This is a genomic window from Tardiphaga sp. 841_E9_N1_2 (genome assembly GCF_051811065.1).
Classification (GTDB): Bacteria; Pseudomonadota; Alphaproteobacteria; order Rhizobiales; family Xanthobacteraceae; genus Tardiphaga; species Tardiphaga robiniae.
Map to the genome: position 1 here is coordinate 2447691 of NZ_JBPWQC010000001.1, position 24407 is coordinate 2472097.

At 63.3% G+C, this 24407-nt stretch carries 24 protein-coding genes; 10 read left to right on the top strand and 14 right to left on the bottom strand.

Translation table 11 applies throughout. The features are described 5' to 3' along the window. Positions 1 to 110 precede the first annotated feature (110 nt). From AB8A50_RS11870 to AB8A50_RS11880, 3 genes are read right to left on the bottom strand one after another with little or no spacing between them, the layout of a single operon-like run. On the bottom strand, positions 111 to 1061 hold the full coding sequence (locus tag AB8A50_RS11870) for a polysaccharide deacetylase family protein (RefSeq protein ID WP_439077765.1): 951 nt from the start codon (positions 1059 to 1061) through the stop codon (positions 111 to 113). Further along, positions 1040 to 2200 (bottom strand): FAD-dependent oxidoreductase, encoded by a 1161-nt coding sequence (locus AB8A50_RS11875; RefSeq protein ID WP_439077766.1) that lies wholly within the window; start codon positions 2198 to 2200, stop codon positions 1040 to 1042. The genes AB8A50_RS11870 and AB8A50_RS11875 overlap by 22 nt, the downstream gene beginning before the upstream one ends. After that, positions 2149 to 2397, bottom strand: a complete 249-nt coding sequence (locus AB8A50_RS11880) for a hypothetical protein (protein WP_439077767.1) — start codon at positions 2395 to 2397, stop codon at positions 2149 to 2151. The genes AB8A50_RS11875 and AB8A50_RS11880 overlap by 52 nt, the downstream gene beginning before the upstream one ends. 101 nt (positions 2398 to 2498) lie before the next feature. Between AB8A50_RS11880 and AB8A50_RS11885 the strand changes: the two genes are divergently transcribed. Genes AB8A50_RS11885 through AB8A50_RS11900 form a run of 4 tightly spaced genes read left to right on the top strand, consistent with a single transcriptional unit; the run spans position 2499 to position 5641 of the window. Continuing rightward, positions 2499 to 3467 (top strand): ABC transporter substrate-binding protein, encoded by a 969-nt coding sequence (locus AB8A50_RS11885; RefSeq protein ID WP_439077768.1) that lies wholly within the window; start codon positions 2499 to 2501, stop codon positions 3465 to 3467. Then, positions 3467 to 4288 (top strand): ABC transporter ATP-binding protein, encoded by an 822-nt coding sequence (locus AB8A50_RS11890; RefSeq protein WP_439077769.1) that lies wholly within the window; start codon positions 3467 to 3469, stop codon positions 4286 to 4288. Before AB8A50_RS11885 ends, AB8A50_RS11890 begins: the two co-directional genes overlap by 1 nt. Before the next feature lie 2 nt (positions 4289 to 4290). Further along, positions 4291 to 5043, top strand: coding sequence for an ABC transporter permease (locus tag AB8A50_RS11895; RefSeq protein WP_439077770.1), 753 nt, complete (start codon positions 4291 to 4293; stop codon positions 5041 to 5043). 4 nt (positions 5044 to 5047) lie between these two features. Further along, the gene (locus AB8A50_RS11900) at positions 5048 to 5641 is read left to right on the top strand and encodes a MarR family winged helix-turn-helix transcriptional regulator (protein ID WP_439077771.1); all 594 of its coding nucleotides are present in this window, start codon (positions 5048 to 5050) and stop codon (positions 5639 to 5641) included. Positions 5642 to 5800: 159 nt separating this feature from the next. On the opposite strand, the gene AB8A50_RS11905 is transcribed toward AB8A50_RS11900, so the two are convergent. From AB8A50_RS11905 to hpaR, 7 genes are all read right to left on the bottom strand, one after another. Further along, entirely contained in the window at positions 5801 to 6577 is a 777-nt protein-coding gene (locus AB8A50_RS11905; protein ID WP_068735824.1) for an HpcH/HpaI aldolase family protein, read from the bottom strand. A gap of 64 nt (positions 6578 to 6641) precedes the next feature. After that, on the bottom strand, positions 6642 to 7727 hold the full coding sequence (locus AB8A50_RS11910; protein WP_439077772.1) for a malate/lactate/ureidoglycolate dehydrogenase: 1086 nt from the start codon (positions 7725 to 7727) through the stop codon (positions 6642 to 6644). A 51-nt stretch (positions 7728 to 7778) separates the two neighbouring features. Continuing rightward, complete coding sequence (locus AB8A50_RS11915; protein ID WP_068735820.1) at positions 7779 to 8522, bottom strand: ABC transporter ATP-binding protein; 744 nt, start codon at positions 8520 to 8522, stop codon at positions 7779 to 7781. Beyond that, positions 8522 to 10300 carry a branched-chain amino acid ABC transporter ATP-binding protein/permease gene (locus AB8A50_RS11920; RefSeq protein WP_439077773.1) on the bottom strand — a complete coding sequence of 593 codons (1779 nt, stop codon included), beginning with the start codon at positions 10298 to 10300 and terminating at the stop codon, positions 8522 to 8524. The genes AB8A50_RS11915 and AB8A50_RS11920 overlap by 1 nt, the downstream gene beginning before the upstream one ends. Beyond that, complete coding sequence (locus AB8A50_RS11925) at positions 10297 to 11172, bottom strand: branched-chain amino acid ABC transporter permease (protein ID WP_439077774.1); 876 nt, start codon at positions 11170 to 11172, stop codon at positions 10297 to 10299. The genes AB8A50_RS11920 and AB8A50_RS11925 overlap by 4 nt, the downstream gene beginning before the upstream one ends. A gap of 245 nt (positions 11173 to 11417) precedes the next feature. Continuing rightward, positions 11418 to 12566: an ABC transporter substrate-binding protein gene (locus tag AB8A50_RS11930; RefSeq protein ID WP_089265093.1), complete on the bottom strand. Its 1149-nt coding sequence runs from the start codon at positions 12564 to 12566 to the stop codon at positions 11418 to 11420. 159 nt (positions 12567 to 12725) lie between these two features. Then, a complete protein-coding gene (gene hpaR, locus AB8A50_RS11935; protein WP_439077775.1) occupies positions 12726 to 13247 on the bottom strand; it encodes a homoprotocatechuate degradation operon regulator HpaR in 522 nt (173 codons plus the stop codon). A gap of 137 nt (positions 13248 to 13384) precedes the next feature. On the opposite strand from hpaR, the gene hpaH reads away from it, so the two are divergent. The 6 genes from hpaH (at position 13385) to AB8A50_RS11965 (ending at position 19839) form a co-directional block, all read left to right on the top strand. Further along, positions 13385 to 14191, top strand: a complete 807-nt coding sequence (hpaH, locus tag AB8A50_RS11940; RefSeq protein WP_439077776.1) for a 2-oxo-hept-4-ene-1,7-dioate hydratase — start codon at positions 13385 to 13387, stop codon at positions 14189 to 14191. A gap of 16 nt (positions 14192 to 14207) precedes the next feature. Then, positions 14208 to 14606, top strand: coding sequence for a 5-carboxymethyl-2-hydroxymuconate Delta-isomerase (locus AB8A50_RS11945; RefSeq protein WP_089265095.1), 399 nt, complete (start codon positions 14208 to 14210; stop codon positions 14604 to 14606). After that, a complete protein-coding gene (gene hpaE, locus AB8A50_RS11950; protein WP_439077777.1) occupies positions 14599 to 16140 on the top strand; it encodes a 5-carboxymethyl-2-hydroxymuconate semialdehyde dehydrogenase in 1542 nt (513 codons plus the stop codon). The genes AB8A50_RS11945 and hpaE overlap by 8 nt, the downstream gene beginning before the upstream one ends. A gap of 173 nt (positions 16141 to 16313) precedes the next feature. After that, on the top strand, positions 16314 to 17297 hold the full coding sequence (gene hpaD, locus AB8A50_RS11955; RefSeq protein ID WP_439077778.1) for a 3,4-dihydroxyphenylacetate 2,3-dioxygenase: 984 nt from the start codon (positions 16314 to 16316) through the stop codon (positions 17295 to 17297). A 28-nt stretch (positions 17298 to 17325) separates the two neighbouring features. Then, complete coding sequence (locus AB8A50_RS11960) at positions 17326 to 18195, top strand: fumarylacetoacetate hydrolase family protein (RefSeq protein WP_439077779.1); 870 nt, start codon at positions 17326 to 17328, stop codon at positions 18193 to 18195. Between the two features lie 15 nt (positions 18196 to 18210). After that, positions 18211 to 19839 (top strand): thiamine pyrophosphate-dependent enzyme, encoded by a 1629-nt coding sequence (locus tag AB8A50_RS11965; protein ID WP_439077780.1) that lies wholly within the window; start codon positions 18211 to 18213, stop codon positions 19837 to 19839. A gap of 252 nt (positions 19840 to 20091) precedes the next feature. Here the strand turns inward: AB8A50_RS11965 and AB8A50_RS11970 are convergent, their stop codons facing one another. The 4 genes from AB8A50_RS11970 to AB8A50_RS11985 all read right to left on the bottom strand — a co-directional run bounded on the left by AB8A50_RS11970 (position 20092) and on the right by AB8A50_RS11985 (position 24164). Then, on the bottom strand, positions 20092 to 21309 hold the full coding sequence (locus tag AB8A50_RS11970) for an ABC transporter substrate-binding protein (protein ID WP_439077781.1): 1218 nt from the start codon (positions 21307 to 21309) through the stop codon (positions 20092 to 20094). 110 nt (positions 21310 to 21419) lie between these two features. Next, complete coding sequence (locus tag AB8A50_RS11975; RefSeq protein WP_439077782.1) at positions 21420 to 22664, bottom strand: MFS transporter; 1245 nt, start codon at positions 22662 to 22664, stop codon at positions 21420 to 21422. A gap of 81 nt (positions 22665 to 22745) precedes the next feature. After that, on the bottom strand, positions 22746 to 23396 hold the full coding sequence (gene alkB, locus AB8A50_RS11980; RefSeq protein ID WP_439077783.1) for a DNA oxidative demethylase AlkB: 651 nt from the start codon (positions 23394 to 23396) through the stop codon (positions 22746 to 22748). 21 nt (positions 23397 to 23417) lie between these two features. Continuing rightward, positions 23418 to 24164 carry a 2OG-Fe(II) oxygenase gene (locus tag AB8A50_RS11985; RefSeq protein ID WP_439077784.1) on the bottom strand — a complete coding sequence of 249 codons (747 nt, stop codon included), beginning with the start codon at positions 24162 to 24164 and terminating at the stop codon, positions 23418 to 23420. Between the last annotated feature and the right edge of the window lie 243 nt (positions 24165 to 24407).

Sequence of the window (24407 nt, forward strand, 5' to 3'; positions counted from 1 at the left end):
GCGAAGGCAAAGCAGAGTGACACGCACAGGCGTTCGGAGAACACATGCGGCAACGCCGCCTCCGGCGTGCATGCCATCAGCCGGAATATTGCCCGGCAGTCAGCGGCGCGTCATGGCTTCGGCGGAAAATGCGTTCGCCAATGCTGTGCGACATCGATGCCGCGGCAGAACCATACGCCATCATGCGCGCTCATATGTTCGAGCATCTTGATGAGCCCGCCAACACGGCCAGGACGGCCGATCAAACGGTCATGCAGACCGATGGACAGCAGTTTCGGCGCGCCGGCGACGCCTTCCGCGTAGAGCACGTCGAACGCATCGCGCATGTAAGTGAAGAACTGCTCGCCGGTCGAAAAGCCGGAATTCTCGTTGAAGCGATTGTCGTTGGATTCATAGGAGTAAGGCACGACAAGAAACGGGCCATGCTCGGTCTTCACCCAATAGGGCAACTCATCCGCGAGCGAGTCGCGGTCGTAGAGAAAGCCGCCCTCTTCCGCGAGCAGCCGCCGCGTGTTGGGACCGGGACGTCCGGTCATCCAGCCGAGCGGGCGGCTGCCGGTCAGCTCGGTGAGTATCTCGATCGCCTTGCGGATGTGCGCACGCTCGGTCGCTTCATCCACATGGCAATAGTCGATCCAGCGATAACCGTGGCTGACCATCTCGTGGCCGCGCGCAACGCAGGCTTTCGCCAGCTCCGGATTCTGCTCCATCGCCCGCGCGACGCCGAGAATACTGACAGGCACCTTGAAGCGATCGAGCACATCGAGCACGCGCCAGGCGCCGCGACGGCTGCCATATTCGAACACGGACTCCACCAGCGGAACGCGAACGCCCTCTTTCGTCGGCACGCCGATGTCATTCAGCATGCCTTCGGAGACTGCATCGCCATTCACCAGCGTGGACTCGCCGCCACCTTCGATATTCAGGCTGATGCTGACCGCAATCTTCGCGCCGTTCGGCCAGCGCGGATCGGGTGACGTGGCGCCGTAACCGACGAGATCGCGCGCCTGCATCGGTTCAGGACGGATGTCGCCGGGCTTCATCGCTGCAAATTCGGACATAGGGCCTCCGGAATGGCTCGGTCGAGCGGCACGGTGCAGGCATCATAGCCGAAGAACCAGTCGGTCTCGGTCGGGCCATGCATCCATGAATTGGCGATGGAAATCTGCTGGATGTCGGCGACGCGCGGGATGCGGATCATCGTGTAATGCGCGAAGGCCGTAGCGGGATCGCCGAACTCGGCGATGCAGCGGCTGAGGATCGCGGCGTCCTCGATGGCCGCCGAGCCGCCGGCCGCCATGAATGGACGCACCGCATGGCAGGCATCGCCCATCAGCACCACGCGGCCCTTGTGCCAGGTGTCGTTGCGCGGTCGGTCGAAGATCGGCCACACGGTGACATCTTCCGCCGCTTCCGCCGCGCGCCTGAGATCGGGATGCGCGCTGTCGAAGGCGGCAATGAATTCGTCGCGGTCGCCCTTCACCGGTGAACCGTCGCCGTCCCAGCGCGCCATCGGCAGCGCCGCCATGACATAGACCTCGTTGCGGTCGGGCGTCATATAGTAAGCCAGCGTATGCCGGTCGGGCGCCCACCACTTGGTACAGTCGTCGATAGGATCACCCTTGATGCGGCTGGCGGGAAACACCGCGCGCGGTGCAGAACGCCCGATGAAGCGAGGCTCTTCCGGGCCAAGGATGAGTTCGCGGGTGACGGAGCGAATGCCGTCAGCGCCGATGGCGATATCGGCTTCCGCGCTTGTGCCGTTCTCGAAGCGCAAGGTGAGCGCGTCGCCGCGCTCCGCGATGCCGGTGAGCTTGTGGCCGAAACGGATGGTGCCGGGCGCGAGCGGTCGCTGCAGCAACTGATGCAGATCGGCGCGGTGGATATTGACAAAGGGGCCGCCGAAACGCGCTTCGCATTCCGCGTCGAAATCGAGCCTGTAAAGCTGTTCGCCCGTATCCCATGCACGGCTGAGAAACGCATCGGGGCGAATGCCGGTGGCGGCGAAGGCGTCTTCGAGGTCAAGCCGGCGCAGCACCTTGGAAACGTTGGCGCCGAGAATGATGCCGGCGCCGATGCGCGAAAAACGCGGCGACTGCTCATAGACCGCGACCGGAAAGCCGGCGCGCTGCAGCAGCCCTGCCACCGTCAATCCGGCGAGACCCGCGCCGAGAACGGCGATCCGTGTTCCGCGATCCATCTCTCACCTCGTTCCAGCGGCGCCACAGCGTCCAAGCAGCACATCATTCGATAGCGAATGATTTCGCTTAGAACGGGCCGATCACGGCTGTCAAGCAACGGCACGAGTCGCCTCAGAAACGAGCGATATGCGCGGATTTTGCGCGATTTTTCGTTATTCACGGTGAGTTTTTGGGCAGCGCCGCCGTTGATCTTCATCAACGCCGCCCTTAGCATTTATTCGATTGCGAACGAATTTGGCTGCGCCGCTTGCGCACCGAAAGCCGGCCTCCTCCTCACCTGTCACTGAAGGTCAGACCATGAAATTCCGCGCTCGCCTCACCGCCGTCCTGCTCGCGACCCTGGCTACGGCCGGCGTCTCCAGCGCGCAGGCTGCCGAGATCAATTTCATCACCGATTTCGGCTTCAACGGCCGCCACGCTTATTTCTACGTCGCCCGCGAGAAGGGCTACTACAAGGCCGAGGGCTTCGACGTGACCTTCGTGCGCGGCCAGGGCTCGGCCGACGCCATCAAGAAGGTTGCTGCCGGCGTCGCCACCTTCGGCTTCGCCGATGCCGGTTCGCTGGTGCTGGCGCGAGGCAATGACGGCGTGCCGGTGAAGCTGGTCTCCGTGGTCTATGCGAAGCCGCCGCAGGCGATCTTCGCCATCAAGGGCAGCGGCATCAATTCGCCGAAGGATCTCGAAGGCAAGACCGTCGCCGACACCGCATCAAGCTCGGTGCGCCTGCTGTTCCCGGCTTTCGCCAAGGCCGCCGGCATCGACGCCAGCAAGGTGAAGTGGGTGGTCGCCGAAGGCTCGGCGCTGCCGTCGCTGCTCGCCAATGGCCGCGCGGATGCGATCTGCCAGTTCTCGGTCGGCGAGCCGCTGATTGCAGCAGCCGTGGCGCCGAAGGAAGTCACCCGCATCAATTACGCCGACTCCAATCTCGATTATTACGGCAACGGCCTGATCGCCTCCGAGGAGATGATCGCGAAGAGCTCGGATCAGGTGAAGGCCTTCGTCCGCGCCACCATCAAGGGCATGAAGGACGCCTTCGCCAATCCGGCGGAAGCCGCCACCATCATGGCGAAGTATCAGAAGGAATTGCAGCCGGCGGTGATCGAAGGCGAGACCAGGCTGGTGAAGGAACTCGCAGAGGTGAAGGGATCGCTCGGCCATATCGACCCGAAGAGCATCGCCAGCACCGTCGATGTGATGTCCGCCAACTTCACGCTGAAGAATCCCGTGAAGCCGGAAGACCTGTTCGCGCCGGGCTTCATCGACTGATGACGGCGATTCCCGCACATAATGATGCGCCGTCGCGGACTGCCGCGGCGGTGGTTCCTGCAATCGATCTCAAGGGCGTCACCAAGACCTATCCCGGGCGCGACGGCAAAGCCACGCATGCACTCGGCCCGGTCGATCTGCGCATCGATCCCGGCAGTTTCGTCTCGGTGGTCGGCCCATCAGGCTGCGGCAAGTCCACGCTGCTGCGCCTCGTTGCCGGGCTGGAAATGCCCGACACCGGCACCATGCAGCGCTATGGCACGCCGCTCGACGGCCCATCGCATGAAGTCGGCATCGTGTTTCAGGAGCACGTGCTGTTTCCATGGACCAGCGTGCTCGACAACGTCTTGCTTCCCGCCGACGTGCTGGCACTGCCGAAAGCCGCCGCGCGCGAGCGCGCGCTGAAACTGCTCGAACTCACCGGCCTGAAGGATTTCGCCCATCAGCGCCCGCAGGCACTGTCCGGCGGCATGAAGCAGCGCGCCGCCTTCTGCCGCGCCATGATCTCTGATCCGCGCCTGCTACTTCTCGACGAACCCTTTGGCGCGCTCGACGCGCTCACCCGCGAGGAATTGTCGCTCGAGCTCTCGCGCCTGTGGCAGGAACTGGGCCGCGCCGCGCTGCTCATCACCCATGACATCGAAGAGGCGATCCTGCTCGGTGACCGCGTGCTGATCATGTCGGAACGCCCCGGCACCATCCGTGCCGACATCACCATCGATCTGCCGCGTCCGCGCGATGCCGACACCGTGAAGCTGCCGCGCTTCCAGGAGATCAAGAACCAGATCCGCGACATCATCTTCAACCGGACGGGTGGCTGATCATGTCCTTCTCGCACTTCATCGACCGCGCCGCCACGCCACTGATCTATCTGGCGCTATTGATCGGCTGGGAACTCATCTGCGACGCCCTGAAACTTCCGACATGGATCCTGCCGGCACCATCCGAGATCTACACATCCGCCGTAAAGTGGGCGCCGGAGCTGGCCTCGAACACCATCGTGACATTGCGCGAGACCGTGCTCGGCTTCGTGCTAGCGATCGCGCTGTCGCTGCCGCTGGCGATCCTGATCAGCCTCAATCCACTGGCGCGCCGGATCATCTATCCGATCCTGCTCGGCCTGCAGTCAGTGCCGAAGGTCGCCGTGGCGCCGCTGATCATCCTGTGGTTCGGCCTCTCGGAATGGCCGAAGATCCTGGTCGTGGTGCTGGTCTGCTTCTTCCCGATCCTCGTCAACATGGTCGCCGGCTTCGAGGCTGCGCCAAAGACCATGCTCGACCTGATGCGCTCGCTCGGCGCCTCGCCGCATATGGTGTTCCGCCGGCTGCGCGTTCCCGTGGCGCTGCCGCACTTCTTCACCGGCTGCAAGGTGGCGGTGACCTTCGCCGTGATCGGCGCTGTGATCAGCGAATTCGTCGCCGCGCAGGACGGGCTCGGCTATTTGATCCTGACCTCCACCGCGCAGTCGCAGACGCCGCTCGCTTTCGCCGCCATCGCGCTGCTCACCGTGCTAAGTATTGCGCTGTTTCACGGCATCGAGTTTATCGAACGACGTGTGATCGACTGGACGCCGTGACGCCATGACTGACGAGACATCTGGATCGAAACCACCCTCGCGTCGCCCGACGCGCGCGCGCGCGGCAATGCGCGAACAGGTCGATGCCATTTTTGCGCAGTGGCAGACGGAGCGGCCGGATATCGACCCCAGCCCGGTGCACATCTACGGTCTGATCGGCCGGATTCAGATGCAATGCACAGCCCTCATCGACGAAGCGCTCGCGCCCTTCGAACTGACGCGCGGCACCTATGACGTGCTGACGGCGCTGCGCCGCGCGGGCGCGCCCTACAGCCTGTCGCCGAAGCAGATCGCCCAATCGCTGCTGCTGTCAGGCGCCGGACTGACCAGCCGGCTCAACAAGCTGGAGGCGCAGAATTATCTGGCACGGCTGCCGGAGCCGAACGATCGCCGCACGCTGCGTGTCCAGCTCACCTCGGCGGGCGAGACCGTCATCAACGAAGCAATCCCGCGGGTGTTCGATGTGCAGCGGGAGTTGCTGGCACCGCTCGGACTCGAAGGGCAGCAGTTGCTGATGCACGAACTCACGCGCTTCGCCGACGTGATCGACGGCCGACAGAGCGAGATCAAGATAGACACGGCGCCGGTGGTGGAGTGATCCTTCCTTCTCCCCTTGTGGGAGAAGGTGGCACGGCCGAAGGCCGTGACGGATGAGGGGTCCGGCCGGGCTCGGAGCTTGTGGCTACCCCTCACCCGTCTCGCCGCTTCGCGGCGATCCACCCTCTCCCACAAGGGGAGAGGGAAGAGAGCCTGTGGCTTACGCCTTGCCGCCCGAGCCCTTGCGGGTGTCATTGACCCAGCTCTTCGCGCCGGTGGCGAGAATGCCGCTGTCGTTGAGCAGTGTCACCAGCTTGAAGCCCATGCCGATGTTTTTCGCAGCACCCACGGGGCCCGAGCAGTGGATGCCCGGGTTGAGGCCGCGCTTGTCGCATTCCTTGATCAGCTTGTCGTAGATCTTGAGGATCTCCGGCTCCTCGCGGTCGAGCTTCGGCACGAGGCCATAGGAGAAGCCGAGATCGCTTGGGCCGACATAGACGCCGTCGATGCCTTCGACATCGAGGATCGCTTCCATGTTGTCGACCGCGGTCTTGGTTTCCAGCATCGGCAGGCAGATGATGTCGGCGTTCGCCGTCTTCTGATAGTCGCCGGCGCCGCCATACATGCCCGAGCGGATCGGGCCGTTGCTGCGGGTGCCGCGCGGCGGATACTTGCAATACTGGACGAAGTTCTCGGCTTCTTCCTTGGTGTTGACCATCGGACAGATCACGCCATAGGCGCCGCCGTCCAGCACCTTGCCGATGATGCCGGGCTCGTTCCATGGCACGCGCACCATCGGCGTCACCGGATGCGCACCCATTGCCTGGAAGCACTCCACCATCGACATGTAGTCCTGCACGCCGTGCTGGATGTCCACGGTGACGCTGTCGAAACCGCATTGCGCCATCACTTCGGCAGAGAAGCCCGACGGAATCGCGAGCCAGCCGTTGACGGCAACCTTGCCCGCCTTCCAGATTTCCTTGACTTTGTTTGCCATCGTCGATGGTCCTTCTTTTGGTTGGTAGTGATGACTTGAGTGCAGCAGAGTTGAGCTCGAGAAATTACGACGTCGCCTTCTTCACGGCGTCTTCGCTGACGCCGACGTCGCGTGCGGTCTGCACGATGGCAGCCCAGGTCTCATCCGGCAATGGCACGCCATTGGCGGTGCGGTCGGCACGAGTCTTCGCCTCGTTGTCGCCGGGGATCAGAACCGCATCGACGCCGGCGGCCGGCTTGGCGCTCTTGAAGAAGTCGACATAGCGCGCGACTTCGCCGTCGAAGAAGTTCGCGGGGTCGATCACTTTCGGATCGATATAGATCGAGAACATGCCATTGGCGAATGGCCGATCATACTTGGTGGCACCGTTTCCGGTGAGCGCGCCGCCGAGCAATTCGCAGATCAATGCGAGGCCCGAGCCCTTGTGATCGCCGAAGGCGCGGATGGCGCCGGTGCCCTTGGAATGATCGCGCGGACCTTGCATCTCATGCGGGCCGTAGAGCAGCGCCGGGTCTTCGCTCAGCGTGCCATCGGGAGCAATCAGCGCGCCCTTCGGCAATTTCTTGCCACCGCGCGAGGCCACCAGCACCTTGCCTTCGGCGACCACCGAGGTCGCGAAATCGAGCACCACCGGCATCTGTCCGGGACGCGGAATGCCAACGCAATAGGGCGCGGTGGAAAGCCGGCGCTCGACGCCGCCGTAAGGTGCCACCAGCACGGAGCCAGCGGCCGTGACAAAATGGATCGAGACCAGGCCTTCGGCCGCGGCCATTTCCGCCCAGTCGCCGATGCGGCCGATGTGACCGGAATTCTTGGTGGCGATGGCGGAGAGACCGGCCGCCTTGCACTTCTCGATGCCGAGCTTGACCGCCTGCGGGCCGACCGTCTGGCCATAGCCGAAGCGGCCATCGACGACGGCGAGCGACGGCGTATCGACGGGGATCTCGATGGTCTGGTTCGGGGTGATCATCCCGTTATTGCGCCAGCGAATATAGACCGGCACGCGGATGACGCCGTGACTGTCATGGCCGGTGAGGTTCGCTGTCGTGAGATAGGTGGCGATGCGCCGGGCTTCTTCCGGAGAAGAGTCGGCATGGGCGAACACGTCGGCAACGAAATCGATGAGCTTGTTGACTTGAACTGTAACCATGGCGGGACATTCGTCCTTGTTGATGGGCAGCGAGGCCGTCGGTGCAAGCCCTCAATGGGCCGCAAGACCCGCTGCAGGTTTGCCATGACCGCCGAGATAGGCGGCCGCGATGGCCTCGTTGGCCCAGAGATCCTCCGGCTTGCCGCCAAGCACGATACGGCCGGTTTCCAGCACGTAGCCCTGATCGGCGACGGATAGTCCCATGCGCGCATTTTGCTCCACAAGCAAGACCGTGGTGGAGAGGCGGATTTCCGTGATGATGCGGAACACCGCCTGCACGATGACCGGCGCGAGGCCGAGCGACGGCTCGTCCAGGAGCAGCAACCGCGGCTTGGCCATCAGGCCGCGCGCGACCGCGACCATCTGCAACTGACCACCGGACAGCGTCCAGCCGAGCGCACCAGAGAATTTCCGTATGTCGGGAAACAGGTCGAACATCGCATCGGCTTCACCAGACAATTCGGCCTTGCTCGCTTTGCGATTGGAGCCGCCGAGCATGATGTTCTCTTTCACCGTCAGGCCGGGAAACACCCGCCTGCCCTCCGGCACATGGGAGATGCCCATCCGCACGATGGCTTCCGGGCCCAAACCTGCGATCGACTTGCCGTCGAACAGGATGTCGCCCGAGGCCGGCTTGGCGAGACCGGAGATCGCGCGCAGCGTGGTCGACTTGCCGGCGCCGTTAGCGCCAAGCAGCGTCACTACCTGCCCTTCCTCGACATTGAACGACACACCGCGGAGCGCGACGATTTCGCCGTAACGGACATTGAGATCGTTGATTTCAAGCAGCGGCATCAGTCTGTTCCGAGATAGGCCGAGACGACGTCGGGATGGCGGAGCACCGCCATCGACTCGCCATCGGCAATACGCCGTCCGAAATTCAGCACGGTGATGTGCTGCGCCGCTTCCGACACCAGCGTCATGTCGTGATCGATGATCAGGATGGTCAGACCCTGCGCCGCGATGCGCTTGAGCAGCTCATGCAGTTCGAGCTTCTCGGTCGAGTTCAAACCGGCAGCGGGTTCGTCCAGCAATAGCAGCGTCGGATTCGCCGCCAATGCGCGCGCGATCTCGATCAGGCGTTGATGGCCGTAGGAGAAGCTGGAGATCAGCTCCATGGCGCGCGGACCGAGACCGACGAAAGTGAGCGCCGCCAGCGCCCGCTCAGTCAGCGCGGCTTCATCGCCCTTGCCCGTCAGCGTATTGCCCGGCCGCTCGGCGCCGATGATGACGTTTTCCAGCGCGGTCATCGAGCGGAACAGGCGGATGTTCTGGAAGGTGCGGCCGAGTCCCGCAGCTGCGCGCAGATGCGGAGGCATCGTGGTAACGTCAGTGCCGTCCAGCACCACCTTGCCTGAGGTCGCGTTGTAGAGACCCGACAGCACGTTGAGCGTCGTGGTCTTGCCGGAGCCGTTGGGGCCGATCAGCGCATGCACGCCGCCGCGGCGCACGGATATGTCGACCTGATCGACGGCTTTCAACCCGCCGAAATGTTTCGACAGGCCGGTGACTTCGAGCACCATCTCGCCGCCGGTCGCCGCCGGCTTGAGCTGTAGCGGCGCGCTTGTCACGGCCACCTTCTTGCTGCTTCGCATGCGATCATAGGCCGCAGTGACGAAGCCCCAGATGCCATCCGGCATGAAGCGGATGATCAGGATCACCGACAGGCCGTAGATGGCGAGATAAAGGCCCGGCACGCTCTTGAGGAAACGCAGCCATTCCGGAATCAGGATCAGCAAGCCCGTGCCGATGGCCGAACCGATCGGCGACGCCACGCCGCCGAGCAGCGACATCGTGAGAAACACGATGGATTCGGCGAAGGAGAACTGGTCCGGGCTGATATAAGCGAAGCCGCCCGCAAAGAGACCGCCGCCGAGGCCGCCAAGCACGGCCGATATGGCGAAGGCATAGACCTTGGTGCGGAACACATCGATGCCGTTGACGCCGGCTGCGAGTTCGTTGTCGCGCACCGCCCGCATGGCGCGGCCGAGCCGCGTCTCCGGCAGATGCCAGACGACATAACCGACCAAAGCGAGCATCGCGACGCAGAAAGCGAGATAGGACTGCGACGAGAGGAACAGCGACGGGCGCCCGATCTTCGACACGCCGTCCGGGCCCTTGGTGAGCCAGATCGCATTGATCATCACCAAAGTGACGATCTGCTGGAACGAGATCGTCACCATCGCGAGGTAATGGCCGCCGAGCCGCAGCGTCGACAGGCCGAGCACCGCGCCGGCGACCAGCGCCATCACGCAGCCCGCCGCCAGACACAGCCAATAGCTGAGCTGATAGTCCGTGGTGCCGATGCCGACCGCATAGGCGCCGAAGCCGAAGAACGCCGCCTGCGCCAGATTGATCTGGCCGCACAGGCCGAGCACCACCGACAGGCCGAACACGGCGATGGCGAAAGTGGTGGCCTGCATCAGGATGTTGAGGATGTAGCCGTCGAACTGCATCGACGCGGCGAGGAAGACCACGATGGCGGCGCCGATGAAATACGGCGCGTGACGCAGCAGCAGCGGTTTCGGACGCGTGATGACCACTGCCGGGATGTTGTCGCTGGAGGTGCTCATGCTTTCTCCGCGACACGTTCGCCGAAGATGCCCTGCGGACGGAACACCAGGAACAGCACCAGCACGAGGAAGGCGAAGCCATCCTTGTAGGGTACGGAGATATAGGCGGCGCCGAACGTCTCGATGATCCCGAGCGCGAGACCGCCGATGATGGCGCCGGTGACATCGCCGAAGCCACCGATAATGGTGGCCGCAAACGCCTTCAGCGCGATGGTCGAGCCCATCTGGATCGACACGAACAGGATCGGCGCAACCAGAAGCCCGGCGAGACCGCCGAGCACGGCCGAATAGATGAAGGTGACCATGATCATGGTCGAGACGGAAATACCGAGCAGCGACGCCATCTCCTTGTCCTGCGACGTGGCCTGCAGCTTCTTGCCGATCATGGTGTGTTCGAAGAACCAGTAGTTGAAGATCACCAGCGCGATGGTGACCACAATGATCAGGAGATACTGGCTATCGAGATAGACCGGACCGAGCTGGATGCCGGGCGTATCGAACCAGCCCGGCAGCACCTGCGGCTGCGGGCCGTACAGCGCCAGCACGCCGTTGGCCATCAGGATTGAGGCGCCGATGGTGGCGATGATCACAGGCAGATAGGTGCGGTGGCGCAGCGGATAATAGACGCCGAGATTGAAGATGACGCCGATGATCGCCATGCCGGCGAGCGCAATGATGAAGGACAGCCAGTAAGGCAGTTCCAGATCGACGGCGCAGACCACCATGAGATAGGCGGCGACCATCGAGAACTCGCCTTGCGCAAAATTGACGACATTGGTGGCGCGGAAGATCAGCACGAAGCCCAGCGCCACCAGCGCATAGACGGCTCCGATGCCGACTCCCGTAAATAGTAATTGCAGTACCAGATCCATCAGGCGTGCTCGGTGGGAGGTGATTTTGCCAAGAACTCGTCATTCCGGGATGCGCCCGCTTGGGCGCAGACCCGGAATCTCGACATGGTGAGCGCGGCAACAGGCGCTGAACATTTCGGGATTCCGGGTTCGCGATCGCCTGACGGCGCTCGCGCCCCGGAATGACAATTGTGTGGCGGGTTCACGCGCGAAGATGCGCGTGCCCCGGGATGACGGTGAAGGCCGTCGGTCGACGGCCCTCACCGTCAGTTATCGAATTCGATGTGTTTGTCGAAGACGATGTTGCCCTTCTCGTTCTTCACGATGTTGTAGCCGTGCAGACCGTCGCCGTTCTTGTCGAAGTTGTATTCGCCTTCGGCTCCAGGATATTTCTTGACCGTGAGGATCGCCTCGCGGATCTTCTGCGGATCGGTCGAGCCGGCATTCTTGATCGCCGTTGCCAGCACGTTGATCGCATCATATGGCCAGGAGCTCTGGTTATCGGGTGCGACTTTGTAGGCATCGCGATAGGCCTTGCCGAAGGCCTTCGACGCCTCGGAGGAATCTTCCGCGTAATCGGCGACGCCATAGGTGCCGTAGAGCGCGGGACCGGCGAGCTTCAATGCGGTGACGTTGACGATCGAGGGCGAACCGACCCACGGAATGTTGACGCCAAGCTGGCGCAGCTGGCGTGCAAAAATGCCGAGATCGTTCTCGAAGGTGAAATACGAGCCGAGAATGTCGGCGCCGGACTGTTTGATCGCGAGCACGACCGGCGTGAAATCCTGGCTCTGATTGGCATAGCCCTGATCGAGCGCGACGGTTGCACCCAGCGGCCCGAGCGCTTCGGTCAGTGCCTTGCCGCCCGCGGTGCCGAAGGCATCGGTCGAATGCAGCACGGCCCACTTCTTCTTGTCGAGATTCTTGACGCCATACTCAGCGATGACGCGGCCGGAATAGCTGTCATTCGGACGGAAACGGAACAGCCAGGGATTGCCGAGCTTGGTGAGGTTCGGATCGGTGCCGCCGAACATCACCGGCTTGCCGAGTTTGAGCACGTCAGGCGCCATCGCATGCACCTGAGTCGAACGGATCGAGCCGAGGAAACCGACGATGTCGGGATTGGCAGCAAGCTTGGAGAAGGCCAGCACGATGCCGGGATTGGTGGTCTGGTCGTCCTCGATGATCAGTTCGATCTGCTTGCCGAGGATGCCGCCCGCCTTGTTGATGGCCTCGACTGCGAGCTTGGCGCCGCCGGTGGCATATTTGCCCGCTTCGGCGGCCGGTCCCGTGATCGGCGCGCACATGCCGATCTTGATCGTTCCGCCGCCCTGGGCGCGCGCGCTGCCAATGATGTAGGGGGCGGTCAGACCAGCGGCCAACCCTGCCGTGAATCCACGTCTCGTGAGCGTCATCGTTCTCTCCCTAAGAGGCCGGACTTGAGCGCCAGCCTTCTTTTGATGGCGGGAGTTGAGCGAAAAATTCTTCTCCTGTCTACAGCCCAGCGAAATTCGTACGACGAATTAACGCTCGCGTGACGTGCGACGGCCTTGCCGCAAAAATATGCAGATCAGTTATTCACCAGCATCATCGTCTTCCGCGCCATCGGCAGCAGGCATGGCCAGCAGCGCGGCTTCCAGCTCATGCAACATAGCCTGCAGGTCCGACAATTTGCGCGCGCCGAAGCGCTTCGTCATCTCGGCATAGATTGCCTCCGATGTGGGCGCGACGGCCTCGATCAATTTCAATCCCTTTGACGTGATCGAGACAATGCTGCGGCGCAAATCGGCCTTCAGCAAGCGCCGCTCGATCAGCTTGCGCCCTTCGAGATCGCGCAGAATGCGCGACAGGCTCGGCCCCAGCAGGAAGGCGACACGCGCGAGTTCCGTCACCTCGATCTCGCCCGATGCCGCGAGGGCGCGCAGGATGCGCCATTGCTGTTCGGTGAGATCATGCGCCCGCAGCGACGGGCGAAAATGTCGCATCACCGATTCCCGCGTTCGCAGCAGCGACATCGGCAGCGACTGCGAGAAGTCGCGCATGGGGATTTTCGCAGCGACCTTGGCGGCGGTCCGTGGCTTTGATGCTGTCGTCATGATCGCCTCTATAGGATGATTCTGGCGCATCCCAGTGTGCAACGCACAATCGAATTGTCACGGCCGGGGTTTGATCGCAACAACTTAACATGTTAATCACTTTGTCACGCGGCTTTTCTGCGCGGGATGACGACCCGATGGCACTCACCTCTTCAGACATATCAAGCGCGGCAGAGCGCCTGCATCACGCCGAGAAGACGCGGACGCAGATCCGGCAACTGTCGCTGGATCATCCCGGCATTACCATCGACGATTCCTACGCGATTCAGAAAGCCTGGATCGAGATCAAGGTCGCAGAGGGTCGCATCGTGCGTGGCCACAAGATCGGCCTCACCTCCAAGGCGATGCAGAGCGCGCTGAATATCGACGAGCCGGATTCCGGCGTGCTGCTCGACGACATGTTCTTCGCCGATGGCGGCATCGTTCCCACTGACCGTTTCATCGCCACCCGCGTGGAGGCCGAACTCGCTTTCGTGATGAAGACGCGGCTCGAAGGCCCGGACTGCACGATGTTCGATGTGCTCAATGCCTCCGACTTCGTGGTCCCGGCGCTGGAGATCCTCGACACCCGCGTCGAGCGCGTCGATGCCGCAACCAAAGCCACGCGAAAGATCTTCGACACCATCGCCGATAACGCGGCGAATGCCGGCATCGTGCTCGGCGGCCGGCCGATGCGGCCACTGGAGACCGATCTGCGCTGGGTCGGCGCCATGTGCCATCGCAACGGCCAGCTCGAAGAAACCGGCCTGGCCGCTGGTGTGCTGAATCATCCCGCCACCAGCGTCGCCTGGCTGGCCAACAAGATCGCGCCGCATGGGCTAGCGCTGGAACCCGGTCAGGTCGTTCTCGCCGGCTCGTTCATTCGCCCTATCGAGACCCGCAAAGGCGACACGATCCAGGCGGACTATGGCCCATGGGGCACCGTGAGCTGCTACTTCGGCTGAATAGGGATCACGCACAATGCCGCATTTCACCATCGAATATTCGGCCAATCTCGACGGCGCGATCGATATCAGCGCGCTCTGCGAGGTCATCCGCAATGCTGCGGTGCAGACCGGCATCTTTCCGCTCGGCGGCATCCGCGTCCGCGCGATCCGCTGCGAGCATTATGCCATCGCCGACGGCCGCGCCGGCCTCAGCTTTCTCGATATTCTGCTGCGGATCGGCGAAGGCCGGTCGCTCGAGGCTCGCCAGACGGCCGGTGCGCATATCTTCGATGTGGTCTCGACCCATCTCGACAACGTCTTTGCGTCCGGCAGATTCGCATTGTCCTTCGACATGCAGATCAATGACAGCGCGACCAGTTGGAAGCGCAATCCCATTCACGACCTGCTGAAAGCCGAGGCCAACAATGGCTAAGACCCCTGCCGATCCCGCCGCCGTCCTTCAGGCCAACACCGAGCGCGCCGCGCCGCTGCTGAAGAAGCTCTCGGTCGACGGTATCGGCAATATTATCGATGGCCGGATCGTGCCGTCATCGTCGGGTGAGGTGTTCGAAACGACGTCGCCCATCGATGGCACCGTGCTGGCACAGGTCGCGCGCGGCACGGCAGCGGATATCGACAGTGCCGCCAAGGCCGCCCATCGCGCCTTCAGAGAATGGCGCGACATGGCGCCGACCGCGCGCAAGAAGCTGCTGCATCGCGTCGCCGATGCCATCGAGGACAATGCCGACGACATCGCCGTGCTGGAATGTATCGACACCGGCCAGGCGCATCGCTTCATGGCCAAGGCCGCGATCCGCGGCGCCGAGAATTTCCGCTTCTATGCCGACAAATGCCTAGAGGCGCGCGATGGCCAGAACATGCCGGCGGATGAGCACTGGAATGTCTCGACTCGCGTGCCGATCGGCCCGGTCGGCGTCATCACGCCGTGGAACACGCCGTTCATGCTGTCCACCTGGAAGATCGCGCCGGCGCTCGCTGCCGGCTGCACGGTGGTGCACAAGCCGGCCGAATGGTCGCCGGTCACCGCGGATCTGCTGGCGAAGCTCGCCAAGCAGGCCGGCCTGCCCGACGGTGTGCTGAACACCGTGCATGGCTTCGGCGAAGAGTCCGGCAAGGCGCTGACCGAACACCCGGCCATCAAGGCCATCGCATTCGTCGGCGAGAGCGCCACCGGCTCCGCGATCATGGCGCAGGGCGCGCCGACGCTGAAGCGCGTGCATTTCGAACTCGGCGGCAAGAATCCGGTGATCGTATTCGATGATGCGGACCTCGACCGCGCGCTCGATGCCGTGGTGTTCATGATCTACTCGCTGAATGGCGAGCGCTGTACCTCGTCCAGCCGGTTGCTGGTGCAGAGCACGATTGCCGACACGTTCATCGAGAAACTCGCAGACCGCGTGCGTGCGCTGAAGGTCGGGCATCCGCTCGACCCTCGGACCGAAGTCGGTCCGCTGATCCACGAGCGGCATCACGCAAAAGTCTGCAGCTATTTCGACATCGCCCGGCAGGATGGCGCGACCATCGCAGTCGGAGGCAAGCCTTATGACGGCCCCGGCGGCGGACATTACGTGCAGCCGACGCTGGTGACTGGCGCACACAAGGACATGCGCGTGGCACAAGAGGAAGTGTTCGGCCCGTTCCTCACGGTGATCCCGTTCAGCAACGAAGCTGAAGCCATTGAGATCGCCAACGCCGTGCAATACGGCCTCACCGGCTATGTCTGGACCAATGATGTGGGCCGCGCGCTGCGCGTGGCCGACGCGCTGGAGGCCGGCATGATCTGGCTCAATTCGGAAAATGTCCGCCACCTACCGACGCCCTTCGGCGGCATGAAAGCCTCCGGCATTGGAAGGGATGGCGGGGATTATTCGTTCGAGTTCTACATGGAAACCAAACACGTCTCGCTGGCGCGCGGGACGCATAAGATACAGAGATTGGGAGTTTAGCGCACCCGACCATCAGCCGTCATTGCGAGGAGCGAAGCGACGTGGCAATCCAGAGCCACAGACCAAGAAAGACTGGATTGCTTCGTCGCAAGGGCTCCTCGCAATGACGGCAGAAACAACGGTGGCTTGGCCGCCGAGATAAAAGACAACAGGAAACGCCCAGGACCAGTCCCATGCCCGTGCCGACCCACGTGTTCGATCCGCCCTTCAATATCCTGCGCTCCAGCCACGTCGTGCTGGATGTCGTCGATCTCAAGGCCAGCCGCGACTTCTATGCGAATGCCGTCGGCCTGCATGTCGAGGATACCGACAGCGAGACCGTCTATCTGCGTGCCGTGGAAGAGCACCAGCATCACTCGCTAGTGCTGCGCAAGGCGGCAACATCGGCGTGCCATCGGCTGGGCTTCCGCGTCGCCAGCGAGAACGATCTCGACAAGGCCGCCGCCTGGTTCGCCGCCAACGGTATCACCTATTCCTTCGTCGAACGGCCGTTCCAGGGCCGCACGATGCATGTCACCGATCCGTTCGGCTTCCAGATCGAACTTTATGCGACGATGGACAAGCGGCCGCATCTGCTGCGCCGCTTCGATCTCTACAAGGGTTGCCATCCGCAGCGGCTCGATCATTTCAACGTCTTCGCCGCCGAGGTGCAGGACACCGTCGACTTCTATGCGCGGCTCGGCTTCCGGCTGACCGAGTACGGCGAAGAGGACGGCGACAACGGCCGCATCGCCGCCGCCTGGATGCACCGCAAGGGCAATGTCCACGACTTCGCCATCACCAATGGCAAGGGGCCGCGGCTGCATCATTTCGCCTATTGGGTGCCGAGCGCGATGAACATCCTGCATCTCTGCGACGTGATGGCGTCATCGGGCTATCTGAAGAACCTCGAACGTGGCCCCGGCCGCCACGGCATCTCCAATGCGTTCTTCCTCTATGTACGTGACCCCGACGGCCATCGCCTCGAACTCTACACGTCAGACTACCAGACCATGGACACCGACCACGAGCCCCTGCGCTGGTCGCTGAAGGACCCGCGCCGCCAGACCCTGTGGGGCGCGCCTGCCCCGCGCTCGTGGTTCGAACAGGGTTCGCCGTTCAATGGGCAGGCCGTGCGCGAGCCGGCGTTTGTGGCTGATGTGACGATTGCGGATTGATGACAATAGAGTGTGAGGAACACGCGCGATGACCCATCCCCGCCTCGCTACCTTCACCGTCAACGGAGCCCTGAAATACGGCGCCGTCACCGACGATGGTCTCGTCGATCTGTCCGCGCGCTACGGCGGGGATTATCCGACGCTGCGCGAGGCCATCGCCCATGGGGCCTTGCATCGCCTCGCCGATGCCGCGGCCAACCAGCCTGCGGATTTTGCACTGGAGAGCATCACCTGGCAGCCGCCGATCCCCGCCCCGGAAAAGATCATCTGCATCGGCGTCAACTATCCCGACCGCAACGCCGAATACAAGGACGGCCAGGACGCGCCGAAATATCCCTCGATGTTTATGCGCACACCGCGCTCCTTCGTCGGACATGACACGCCGCTGATGCGGCCGCGCGTGTCCAGGCAGCTCGACTATGAAGGCGAAGTCGTGCTGGTGATCGGCAAGGCTGGGCGACACATCGCCGAGGGCGATGCGCTGGATCACATCGCCGCAATCACGCTCTGCAACGAAGGCACCATCCGCGACTGGGTGCGGCACGCCAAGTTCAACGTCACGCAAGGCAAGAATTTCGACTCCACCGGCAGCCTCGGGCCGTGGATCGTGCCCTATACCGACGAAAGCCAGATCGCCGATATCCGCCTCACCACGCATGTGAATGGCGAGCTGCGGCAGGACGATCGCACCTCGCGGCTGATGTTCGGCTTCCGCTATCTCCTGAGCTATATCTCGACCTTCACGACCCTCGTGCCCGGCGACGTGATCGTGACCGGCACGCCGACCGGCGCCGGTGCGCGCTTCGATCCGCCACGCTATCTTGTCCCCGGCGATGTAATCGAGATCAAGGCGGACGGCATCGGCACACTGCGCAATGGCGTCGTCGACGAACACTAACGGATTGGAATACGCATGACTGTTCTCACCGGTGGCGAAGCCATCGTCAGCGGGCTCAAGGCGCACGGCGTCGACACGGTGTTCGGCCTGCCGGGCGCGCAGGTCTATGGTCTGTTCGACGCCTTTCATCAGGCGAAGCTGAACGTCATCGGCGCGCGCCACGAACAGGCCTGCGGCTATATGGCGTTCGGCTATGCCCGCGCCTCCGGCAAGCCCGGCGTGTTCAGCGTGGTGCCCGGCCCCGGCATTCTCAATGCCAGCGCGGCGATGCTCACCGCCTTCGGCTGCAACGAGCCGGTGATGTGCCTCACCGGTCAGGTGCCATCGGACTATCTCGGCAAGGGCCGCGGTCATTTGCATGAGATGCCCGACCAGCTCGCGACGCTCCGCAGTTTCGTGAAATGGGCCGAGCGCATCGACTATCCCGCGGACGCACCGACAAAAGTGTCGCGCGGATTTCAGGAGATGATGTCCGGCCGCCGCGGACCCGTCGCGCTGGAAATGCCATGGGATGTGTTCACGCAGCGCGCGGAGACATCGGATGCGAGGACGCTTGAGCCGTTTGTAGCGCCCTCGCCCGATCCTGATCGCATCAAGGCCGCAGCCGTGCTGATCAAGGCTGCCAAGGCGCCGATGATCTTCGTCGGCGCGGGCGCGATGGATGCGGGCGATGCGATTCTCGCACTCGCCGAGATGATCGACGCCCCGGTGGTCGCGTTCCGCTCCGGCCGCGGCATTGTCAGCAATGCCCATGAGCTCGGCCTCACCATGGCCGCCGCCTATAATCTGTGGCCGCAGACCGATCTCATGATCGGCATCGGCTCGCGGATGGAATTGCCGACCACGTTCCGCTGGCCGTTCCGGCCAGAGGGGTTGAAGTCTGTTCGTATCGATATCGATCCCGTCGAATTCCGACGGCTCACGGTCGATGCGCCGATCGTTGCGGATGCGACAGAAGGAACGCGCGCGCTGGTCGCCGCGGTAAGCAAGGCCGGCTACACGAAGACATCAGGCCGCCGCGAGACGATCCGCGCCGCCTCGGCGAAAGCGCAGAAGGACATCCAGGCGATCCAGCCGCAGATGGCCTATCTCGACATCCTGCGCGATGTGCTGCCGGACAACGCCATCGTCACCGACGAACTGTCGCAGGTCGGCTTCACCTCATGGTTCGGCTTTCCCGTCTATCAGCCGCGCACCTTCATCACCTCAGGCTATCAGGGCACGCTCGGCTCCGGCTTTCCCACCGCGCTCGGCGCCAAGGTCGCGCAGCCGGACCGGCCTGTCGTTGCGATCACCGGCGATGGCGGCTTCATGTTCGCAGTGCAGGAACTGGCGACGGCCGTGCAGTTCAAGATCGGCGTGGTGACGCTGGTGTTCAACAACAATGCCTATGGCAATGTGCGGCGCGACCAGTTGCAGGTGTTCGACGGCCGCGTAGTGGCCGCCGATCTGGTCAATCCGGATTTCGTCAAGCTCGCGGAATCCTTCGGCGTCGGTGCTATCAGGGTGACGTCACCGGCGGAGTTCAAGCCGGCGCTTGAAAAGGCACTGGCGGATAGCGGGCCGTATCTGATCGCGATCGACGTGGTCAGGGACTCGGAAGTGAGTCCGTGGGCGTTCATTCATCCGAAAAAGCCAGCTTAACCTCTCCCCGCTTTGCGCGGGGAGAGGTCGACCGGCGTAGCGCAGCGAAGCCGGTCGGGTGAGGGGCGAGGCAAGAAAGACGACACGTGTTCAACCTGTCGGGTCGAAGATGTGCGATCCGATAGGAATAGTTCGCAGCAACTGCAGTGGATGCCCCTCACCCGCCGCGCCACTCGATGCTGCGCATCGAAAGGCGCGTCGACCTCTCCCCGCAAATGCGGGGAGAGGTTAGTACGCCCCGGAACGACGAGTTTATTGTTTGACCGGCGGATCCAGCAGCGTGCAGCCGCCATCCGCGATCGGCCGCATGATGTCTTCGGCCTTCACCTTGCCCTTGATGGTGAGCAGGTCCCACTCGCCTTTCACTTCCGACGGCTTCTTCACTTCCGCGAGCAGCATGTCGTTCATCAGCCGGCCGTCCTCGCGCACGCGGGCACCCGGCGCGAAGAAATCATCCACCGGCATCGCCTTCATCTGACGCATCACCTTGAGCCCGTCATTCTCGTTGGCGGCTTCGGCGGCGCGCAGATAATGCTTCACGGCGCTATAGACGCCAGCCTGCGCATGGGTCGGCATCTTGCCGTGCCTGGCCATGAAGCGTTTGCCGAATTCGCGGCTCTTGTCGTCATTGTCCCAGTAATAGCCCTCGAGATACTGCACGCCCTGCGTGGCTTCCGAGCCGAGCGCCTTCACCGAGGTGAGATAGAAGATCAGCACGGCGAGCTTCTGCTTGCCCTCGCCGATCTGGAATTCGCGCGCCTGCTTGATATTGGTGACGGTGTCGCCGGACGCATTGGCGAGCGCGATCACCTTGGCGCCGGAGGATTGCGCCTGCAGCAGGAAGGACGAGAAATCCATCGTGCCGACCGGGTGCTTCACCGCGCCGAGGACCTTGCCACCGGCAGCTTCCACCACTTTCGAGACTTCCGCCTGCATGGCGATGCCGAACGCGTAATCCGCCGTGATGAAATACCAGGTATCGCCGCCCTGCTTGACCACCGCCTTGGCGATGCCCTGCGCCAGCGAATAGGTGTCGTACAGCCACATCGCGGCGGTCGGCGCGCATTGCTTGCCGAACACGTCGGCGGTGGCCGAGCCGACATGCACCAGCACCTTGCCGCGCTCGCGCGCCATGTTCTGCACTGCCAGCGAGATCGCCGAATTGCCGATGTCGAAGATCGCATCGACGCCCTGCTGATCGTAGAGATCGCGCGCCAGCGACACGCCGATATCGGTCTTGTTCTGATGATCCGGGCCGAGCAGTTTCACCGGCTGGCCGCGCACCTTGCCGCCGACATCGTCGATCGCAAGCTGCGCCGCGACCACGCTGCCGGTGCCGCCGGCATCGGAGAACACCGAACTCTTGTCGTTCAGCACAGCGATGGTGAGAGGCTTGGTGATGGGTTCGGCAAGCGCCGAACCGTTCAGGCAAGCAACAGCGATGGCAGCCAATATGCCCATTCGGGTCATTGTCGTTTCCTCGTTCTGGTTTTTATTGAGGAAAGCGTAATGGCGGCCGAATGCCTTGGCCAGCGAAATTTAATCGATCGATTAAATCGAATTCCGACGCGCGGAAAGCATCAGACGACTGGTATCGATGCGCTCCGCCGCTGCCACCGAACCGCAGCAAGCGCCAGTAGTCCAGCACCGGCCACAGCCCAGCATCCGACAGGCGCCCAGTGCAGCAGCGGCGCATAGTCCGGCAGCTTCTGCAATCCGCCGGCGACCGCAGCCATGCGTGCGAAGGTTGCGAGCGCGAGCGCCGAGAAGACGAGACCGATGACCTTGCCCTCCGCGCCGGTCTCGCCGATCGCCATCGCCGCCGACACCGCGCTCATCATCATGCAGCCCCATGCCGCGCCGGCGATGAACTGCGCCGCGATCAGCATGTTGAGATTCACAGCGAACTCCGCGCCGATCACCGCAAGCGCGCCGAGCAATCCGGCGGCGCCAATGACGATGATGCCGCCCTGACGCTTCACCACCGCGCTGGCCGGAAACATCGCGATGTTGAAGCCGATCCAGAATATCGGCATCAGCCATTCCAGATCGGCCGGCTTGGCGAAGCGCAGGAACATCAGCGCGCTGTTGATGCTGAAATGCAATTGGAAGCCAAGCGCGAGAATGACCATGGCAGCGATGAACAGCATGGGCATGCGGCCGAGCGCCTTGCCTTGCGCCGGCGAAGCCTTTGCCTCACGGGCGCTGACCTGCACGAGGCCACGCTCGACGCGCGACAGCGCCAGCGTCACGATCAGCAAAACCACGCCGGCAAGTACGAAAGGCAGCCGCGCATCGACGCCGCGCAATGTCGTGCCGAGATAGGGCGCGAGCGCGCCGGCAACGCCATAGCCGAGCATGGCCAATGCCGCGAGAAACGGCCGCGATGGGCGCGCGGCATATTTGCCGAGCAATGTCAGCGGCGGCGCGCGCAAGGCGGAGGATGTCGCCGACCAGATCACGATCAATGCGATCAGCGCGACTTGCGCCTTCGGTCCCTGCCCGGCGACGAAAGGCAGCGCGACGAAAGCTGCGCAGGACACCGCGGTCAGGATGCCGACAATGAGACCGAGCCGCCCGACCACGCGCGCGATCCTGTCGGCGACCAGGCCCATCGCCGTATCGGTGACGGTGAAGATCGCCTGATCGAGCATCAGGATGAAGATGACGACAGTCGGCGCAATGCCGACATCGGCGGCAAGCTTCGGCAGATAGATCACATAGGTGACCCAGCCGAGCGTAAAGACCAGTTGCAGCACGGCGAGATAGACGCCCGCAGCATTGCTGGTGGCGGCCTGTGTGCCGGTTCGTCCCTGCTCGCTCATGGTCCCCTCGCGCCGCCCGACCATAGAATGGTCGCGGCAGCCAAGGAAAGCGTTCAACGCGCAGCGCTCAACAGGTCCCGTTCAACAGGTCTTGCGGAAGGTCAGATTGATGCGCTGGCCGCCCATGACCGGATGCTCGCCATCCGGCAGCGGCGCAACGCCATGATAGACCAGCCGCGACGGGCCGCCCCAGACCACGACATCGCCATGGATCAGACGATAGCGCTTCGTGGGCGCGCTGCGGGTGAGACCGCCGAACAGGAACGTCGCCGGCAGTCCGAGCGAGACCGAGACGATGGGCGCGCGCAGATCCAGCTCGTCCTTGTCCTGATGCAGCGTGAGTTTCGCGCCGGGCTTGTAACGGTTGATCAGGCAGGCATCCGGCACGAAGGCCTCGAAGCCGGCACAGACCGCGGCGCGTGCGGCGAGATCGCGAAACGGTGCCGGCATCGCGGGCCACGGCTTGCCGCTGTCGGGATCGACGGGGTCGTAGCGATAACCGCGTGCGTCAGACACCCATCCGACACGGCCGCAATTGGTCATCGCGACCGACATGGTGTGACCGCCCGGCGTGACCAGATGGCGGAACGGCGCCGCCTTCACGATCATACGCAGCGCGGCGATTACATCCGGCTGTTCGGCGGCAAAGAAGTTGCGCAGCAGCACCGCCCCCTCGGCGAGCTCTTCACACGCAGGCTGGTCGTCCCTGGTATCTGCGAACAGGTCGGTCATCGCGGTTGTTCAGTCGTCCCATCACTTCGCATCGTGAAAGATCACCCCGAGCGTATGGCGCCGGCCCGACTTCACCCGGCTGACGCCGTGGCGCAGATTGACGCGATAGCTGCCGCGCGTACCGGCAACCGGGCGATGATGCACGGCGAACACCACGGCATCGCCCTGCCGCAAGTCTACCACTTCGGCGCGCGACTGCATGCGCGGCCGCTGCTCCGTCAACACGAATTCTCCGCCGGTGAAATCCTCCGACGGCTCCGACAGCAGGATCGCGATCTGTAGCGGAAACACGTGTTCGCCATAGAGATCCTGATGCAGGCAATTGTAGTCACCGGCTTCATATTGCAGCAGAAGTGGCGTCGGCCGTGTCTGGCCCGCCTCGTGGCAGCGCTTGAGGAACGCGGCGTGATCGGCGGGAAAGCGCACGTCGATCCCCATCGCCTCGTTCCAGCGATTGGCGATCGCGCTCAATGGTCCGTAGAGCGCCGGACGCAGGCCGGCGATCGTATCGGGCAGCGGATAATTGAAATATTTGTATTCGCCGCGGCCGAAGCCGTGACGGCCCATGACGATGCGGCTGCGGAAACGGGAATCGTCGGGATAGAGCGATGCCAGGTGACGGCACTCATCGGGCGTGAGCAGTTTCTCGAACACCGCACAGCCCTGCGCGTCAAGTTCGGCGCCGATGCGCTGCCAGTCGATGGCGACGATGCGCGCCTGCGGCGCGGCGTCACTGTTTTCTGGGCGCTTCTTCGCGAGTGAAACCATGTCATCGCCTCCGTCATCCGGCCGCGATCAGGGTGTCATGGCCTGTTGGCCATTTTGGGGAGATGGGCGGGTGAAGCCACCCGATTTCCGGGCAACTAACCTCTCCCCGCCTTTTGCGGGGAGAGGTCGGACGGCGAAGCCGGCCGGGTGAGGGGCGAGGCAGGAGAGAAAAGACAGGCGCAGAACCATCGGATCGAAGGACGGGAGACCCGAGAGCGCGCGCGCGTGGTGACGACGGTGACC

Bases quoted from the DNA above. Each gene is read 5' to 3' on its own strand.
- AB8A50_RS11975 (WP_439077782.1), bottom strand. From the start codon at position 22,664: ATGAGCGAGCAGGGACGAACCGGCACACAGGCCGCCACCAGCAATGCT.
- AB8A50_RS11875 (WP_439077766.1), bottom strand. From the start codon at position 2,200: ATGGATCGCGGAACACGGATCGCCGTTCTCGGCGCGGGTCTCGCCGGA.
- AB8A50_RS11880 (WP_439077767.1), bottom strand. From the start codon at position 2,397: ATGAAGATCAACGGCGGCGCTGCCCAAAAACTCACCGTGAATAACGAA.
- AB8A50_RS11905 (WP_068735824.1), bottom strand. From the start codon at position 6,577: ATGGCAAACAAAGTCAAGGAAATCTGGAAGGCGGGCAAGGTTGCCGTC.
- AB8A50_RS11970 (WP_439077781.1), bottom strand. From the start codon at position 21,309: ATGACCCGAATGGGCATATTGGCTGCCATCGCTGTTGCTTGCCTGAAC.
- AB8A50_RS11885 (WP_439077768.1), top strand. From the start codon at position 2,499: ATGAAATTCCGCGCTCGCCTCACCGCCGTCCTGCTCGCGACCCTGGCT.
- AB8A50_RS11930 (WP_089265093.1), bottom strand. From the start codon at position 12,566: ATGACGCTCACGAGACGTGGATTCACGGCAGGGTTGGCCGCTGGTCTG.
- AB8A50_RS11925 (WP_439077774.1), bottom strand. From the start codon at position 11,172: ATGGATCTGGTACTGCAATTACTATTTACGGGAGTCGGCATCGGAGCC.
- AB8A50_RS11895 (WP_439077770.1), top strand. From the start codon at position 4,291: ATGTCCTTCTCGCACTTCATCGACCGCGCCGCCACGCCACTGATCTAT.
- AB8A50_RS11945 (WP_089265095.1), top strand. From the start codon at position 14,208: ATGCCGCATTTCACCATCGAATATTCGGCCAATCTCGACGGCGCGATC.
- AB8A50_RS11920 (WP_439077773.1), bottom strand. From the start codon at position 10,300: ATGAGCACCTCCAGCGACAACATCCCGGCAGTGGTCATCACGCGTCCG.
- AB8A50_RS11910 (WP_439077772.1), bottom strand. From the start codon at position 7,727: ATGGTTACAGTTCAAGTCAACAAGCTCATCGATTTCGTTGCCGACGTG.
- AB8A50_RS11890 (WP_439077769.1), top strand. From the start codon at position 3,467: ATGACGGCGATTCCCGCACATAATGATGCGCCGTCGCGGACTGCCGCG.
- hpaD (WP_439077778.1), top strand. From the start codon at position 16,314: ATGCCCGTGCCGACCCACGTGTTCGATCCGCCCTTCAATATCCTGCGC.
- hpaH (WP_439077776.1), top strand. From the start codon at position 13,385: ATGGCACTCACCTCTTCAGACATATCAAGCGCGGCAGAGCGCCTGCAT.
- AB8A50_RS11985 (WP_439077784.1), bottom strand. From the start codon at position 24,164: ATGGTTTCACTCGCGAAGAAGCGCCCAGAAAACAGTGACGCCGCGCCG.
- AB8A50_RS11960 (WP_439077779.1), top strand. From the start codon at position 17,326: ATGACCCATCCCCGCCTCGCTACCTTCACCGTCAACGGAGCCCTGAAA.
- hpaR (WP_439077775.1), bottom strand. From the start codon at position 13,247: ATGACGACAGCATCAAAGCCACGGACCGCCGCCAAGGTCGCTGCGAAA.
- AB8A50_RS11870 (WP_439077765.1), bottom strand. From the start codon at position 1,061: ATGTCCGAATTTGCAGCGATGAAGCCCGGCGACATCCGTCCTGAACCG.
- alkB (WP_439077783.1), bottom strand. From the start codon at position 23,396: ATGACCGACCTGTTCGCAGATACCAGGGACGACCAGCCTGCGTGTGAA.
- AB8A50_RS11915 (WP_068735820.1), bottom strand. From the start codon at position 8,522: ATGCCGCTGCTTGAAATCAACGATCTCAATGTCCGTTACGGCGAAATC.
- AB8A50_RS11965 (WP_439077780.1), top strand. From the start codon at position 18,211: ATGACTGTTCTCACCGGTGGCGAAGCCATCGTCAGCGGGCTCAAGGCG.
- hpaE (WP_439077777.1), top strand. From the start codon at position 14,599: ATGGCTAAGACCCCTGCCGATCCCGCCGCCGTCCTTCAGGCCAACACC.
- AB8A50_RS11900 (WP_439077771.1), top strand. From the start codon at position 5,048: ATGACTGACGAGACATCTGGATCGAAACCACCCTCGCGTCGCCCGACG.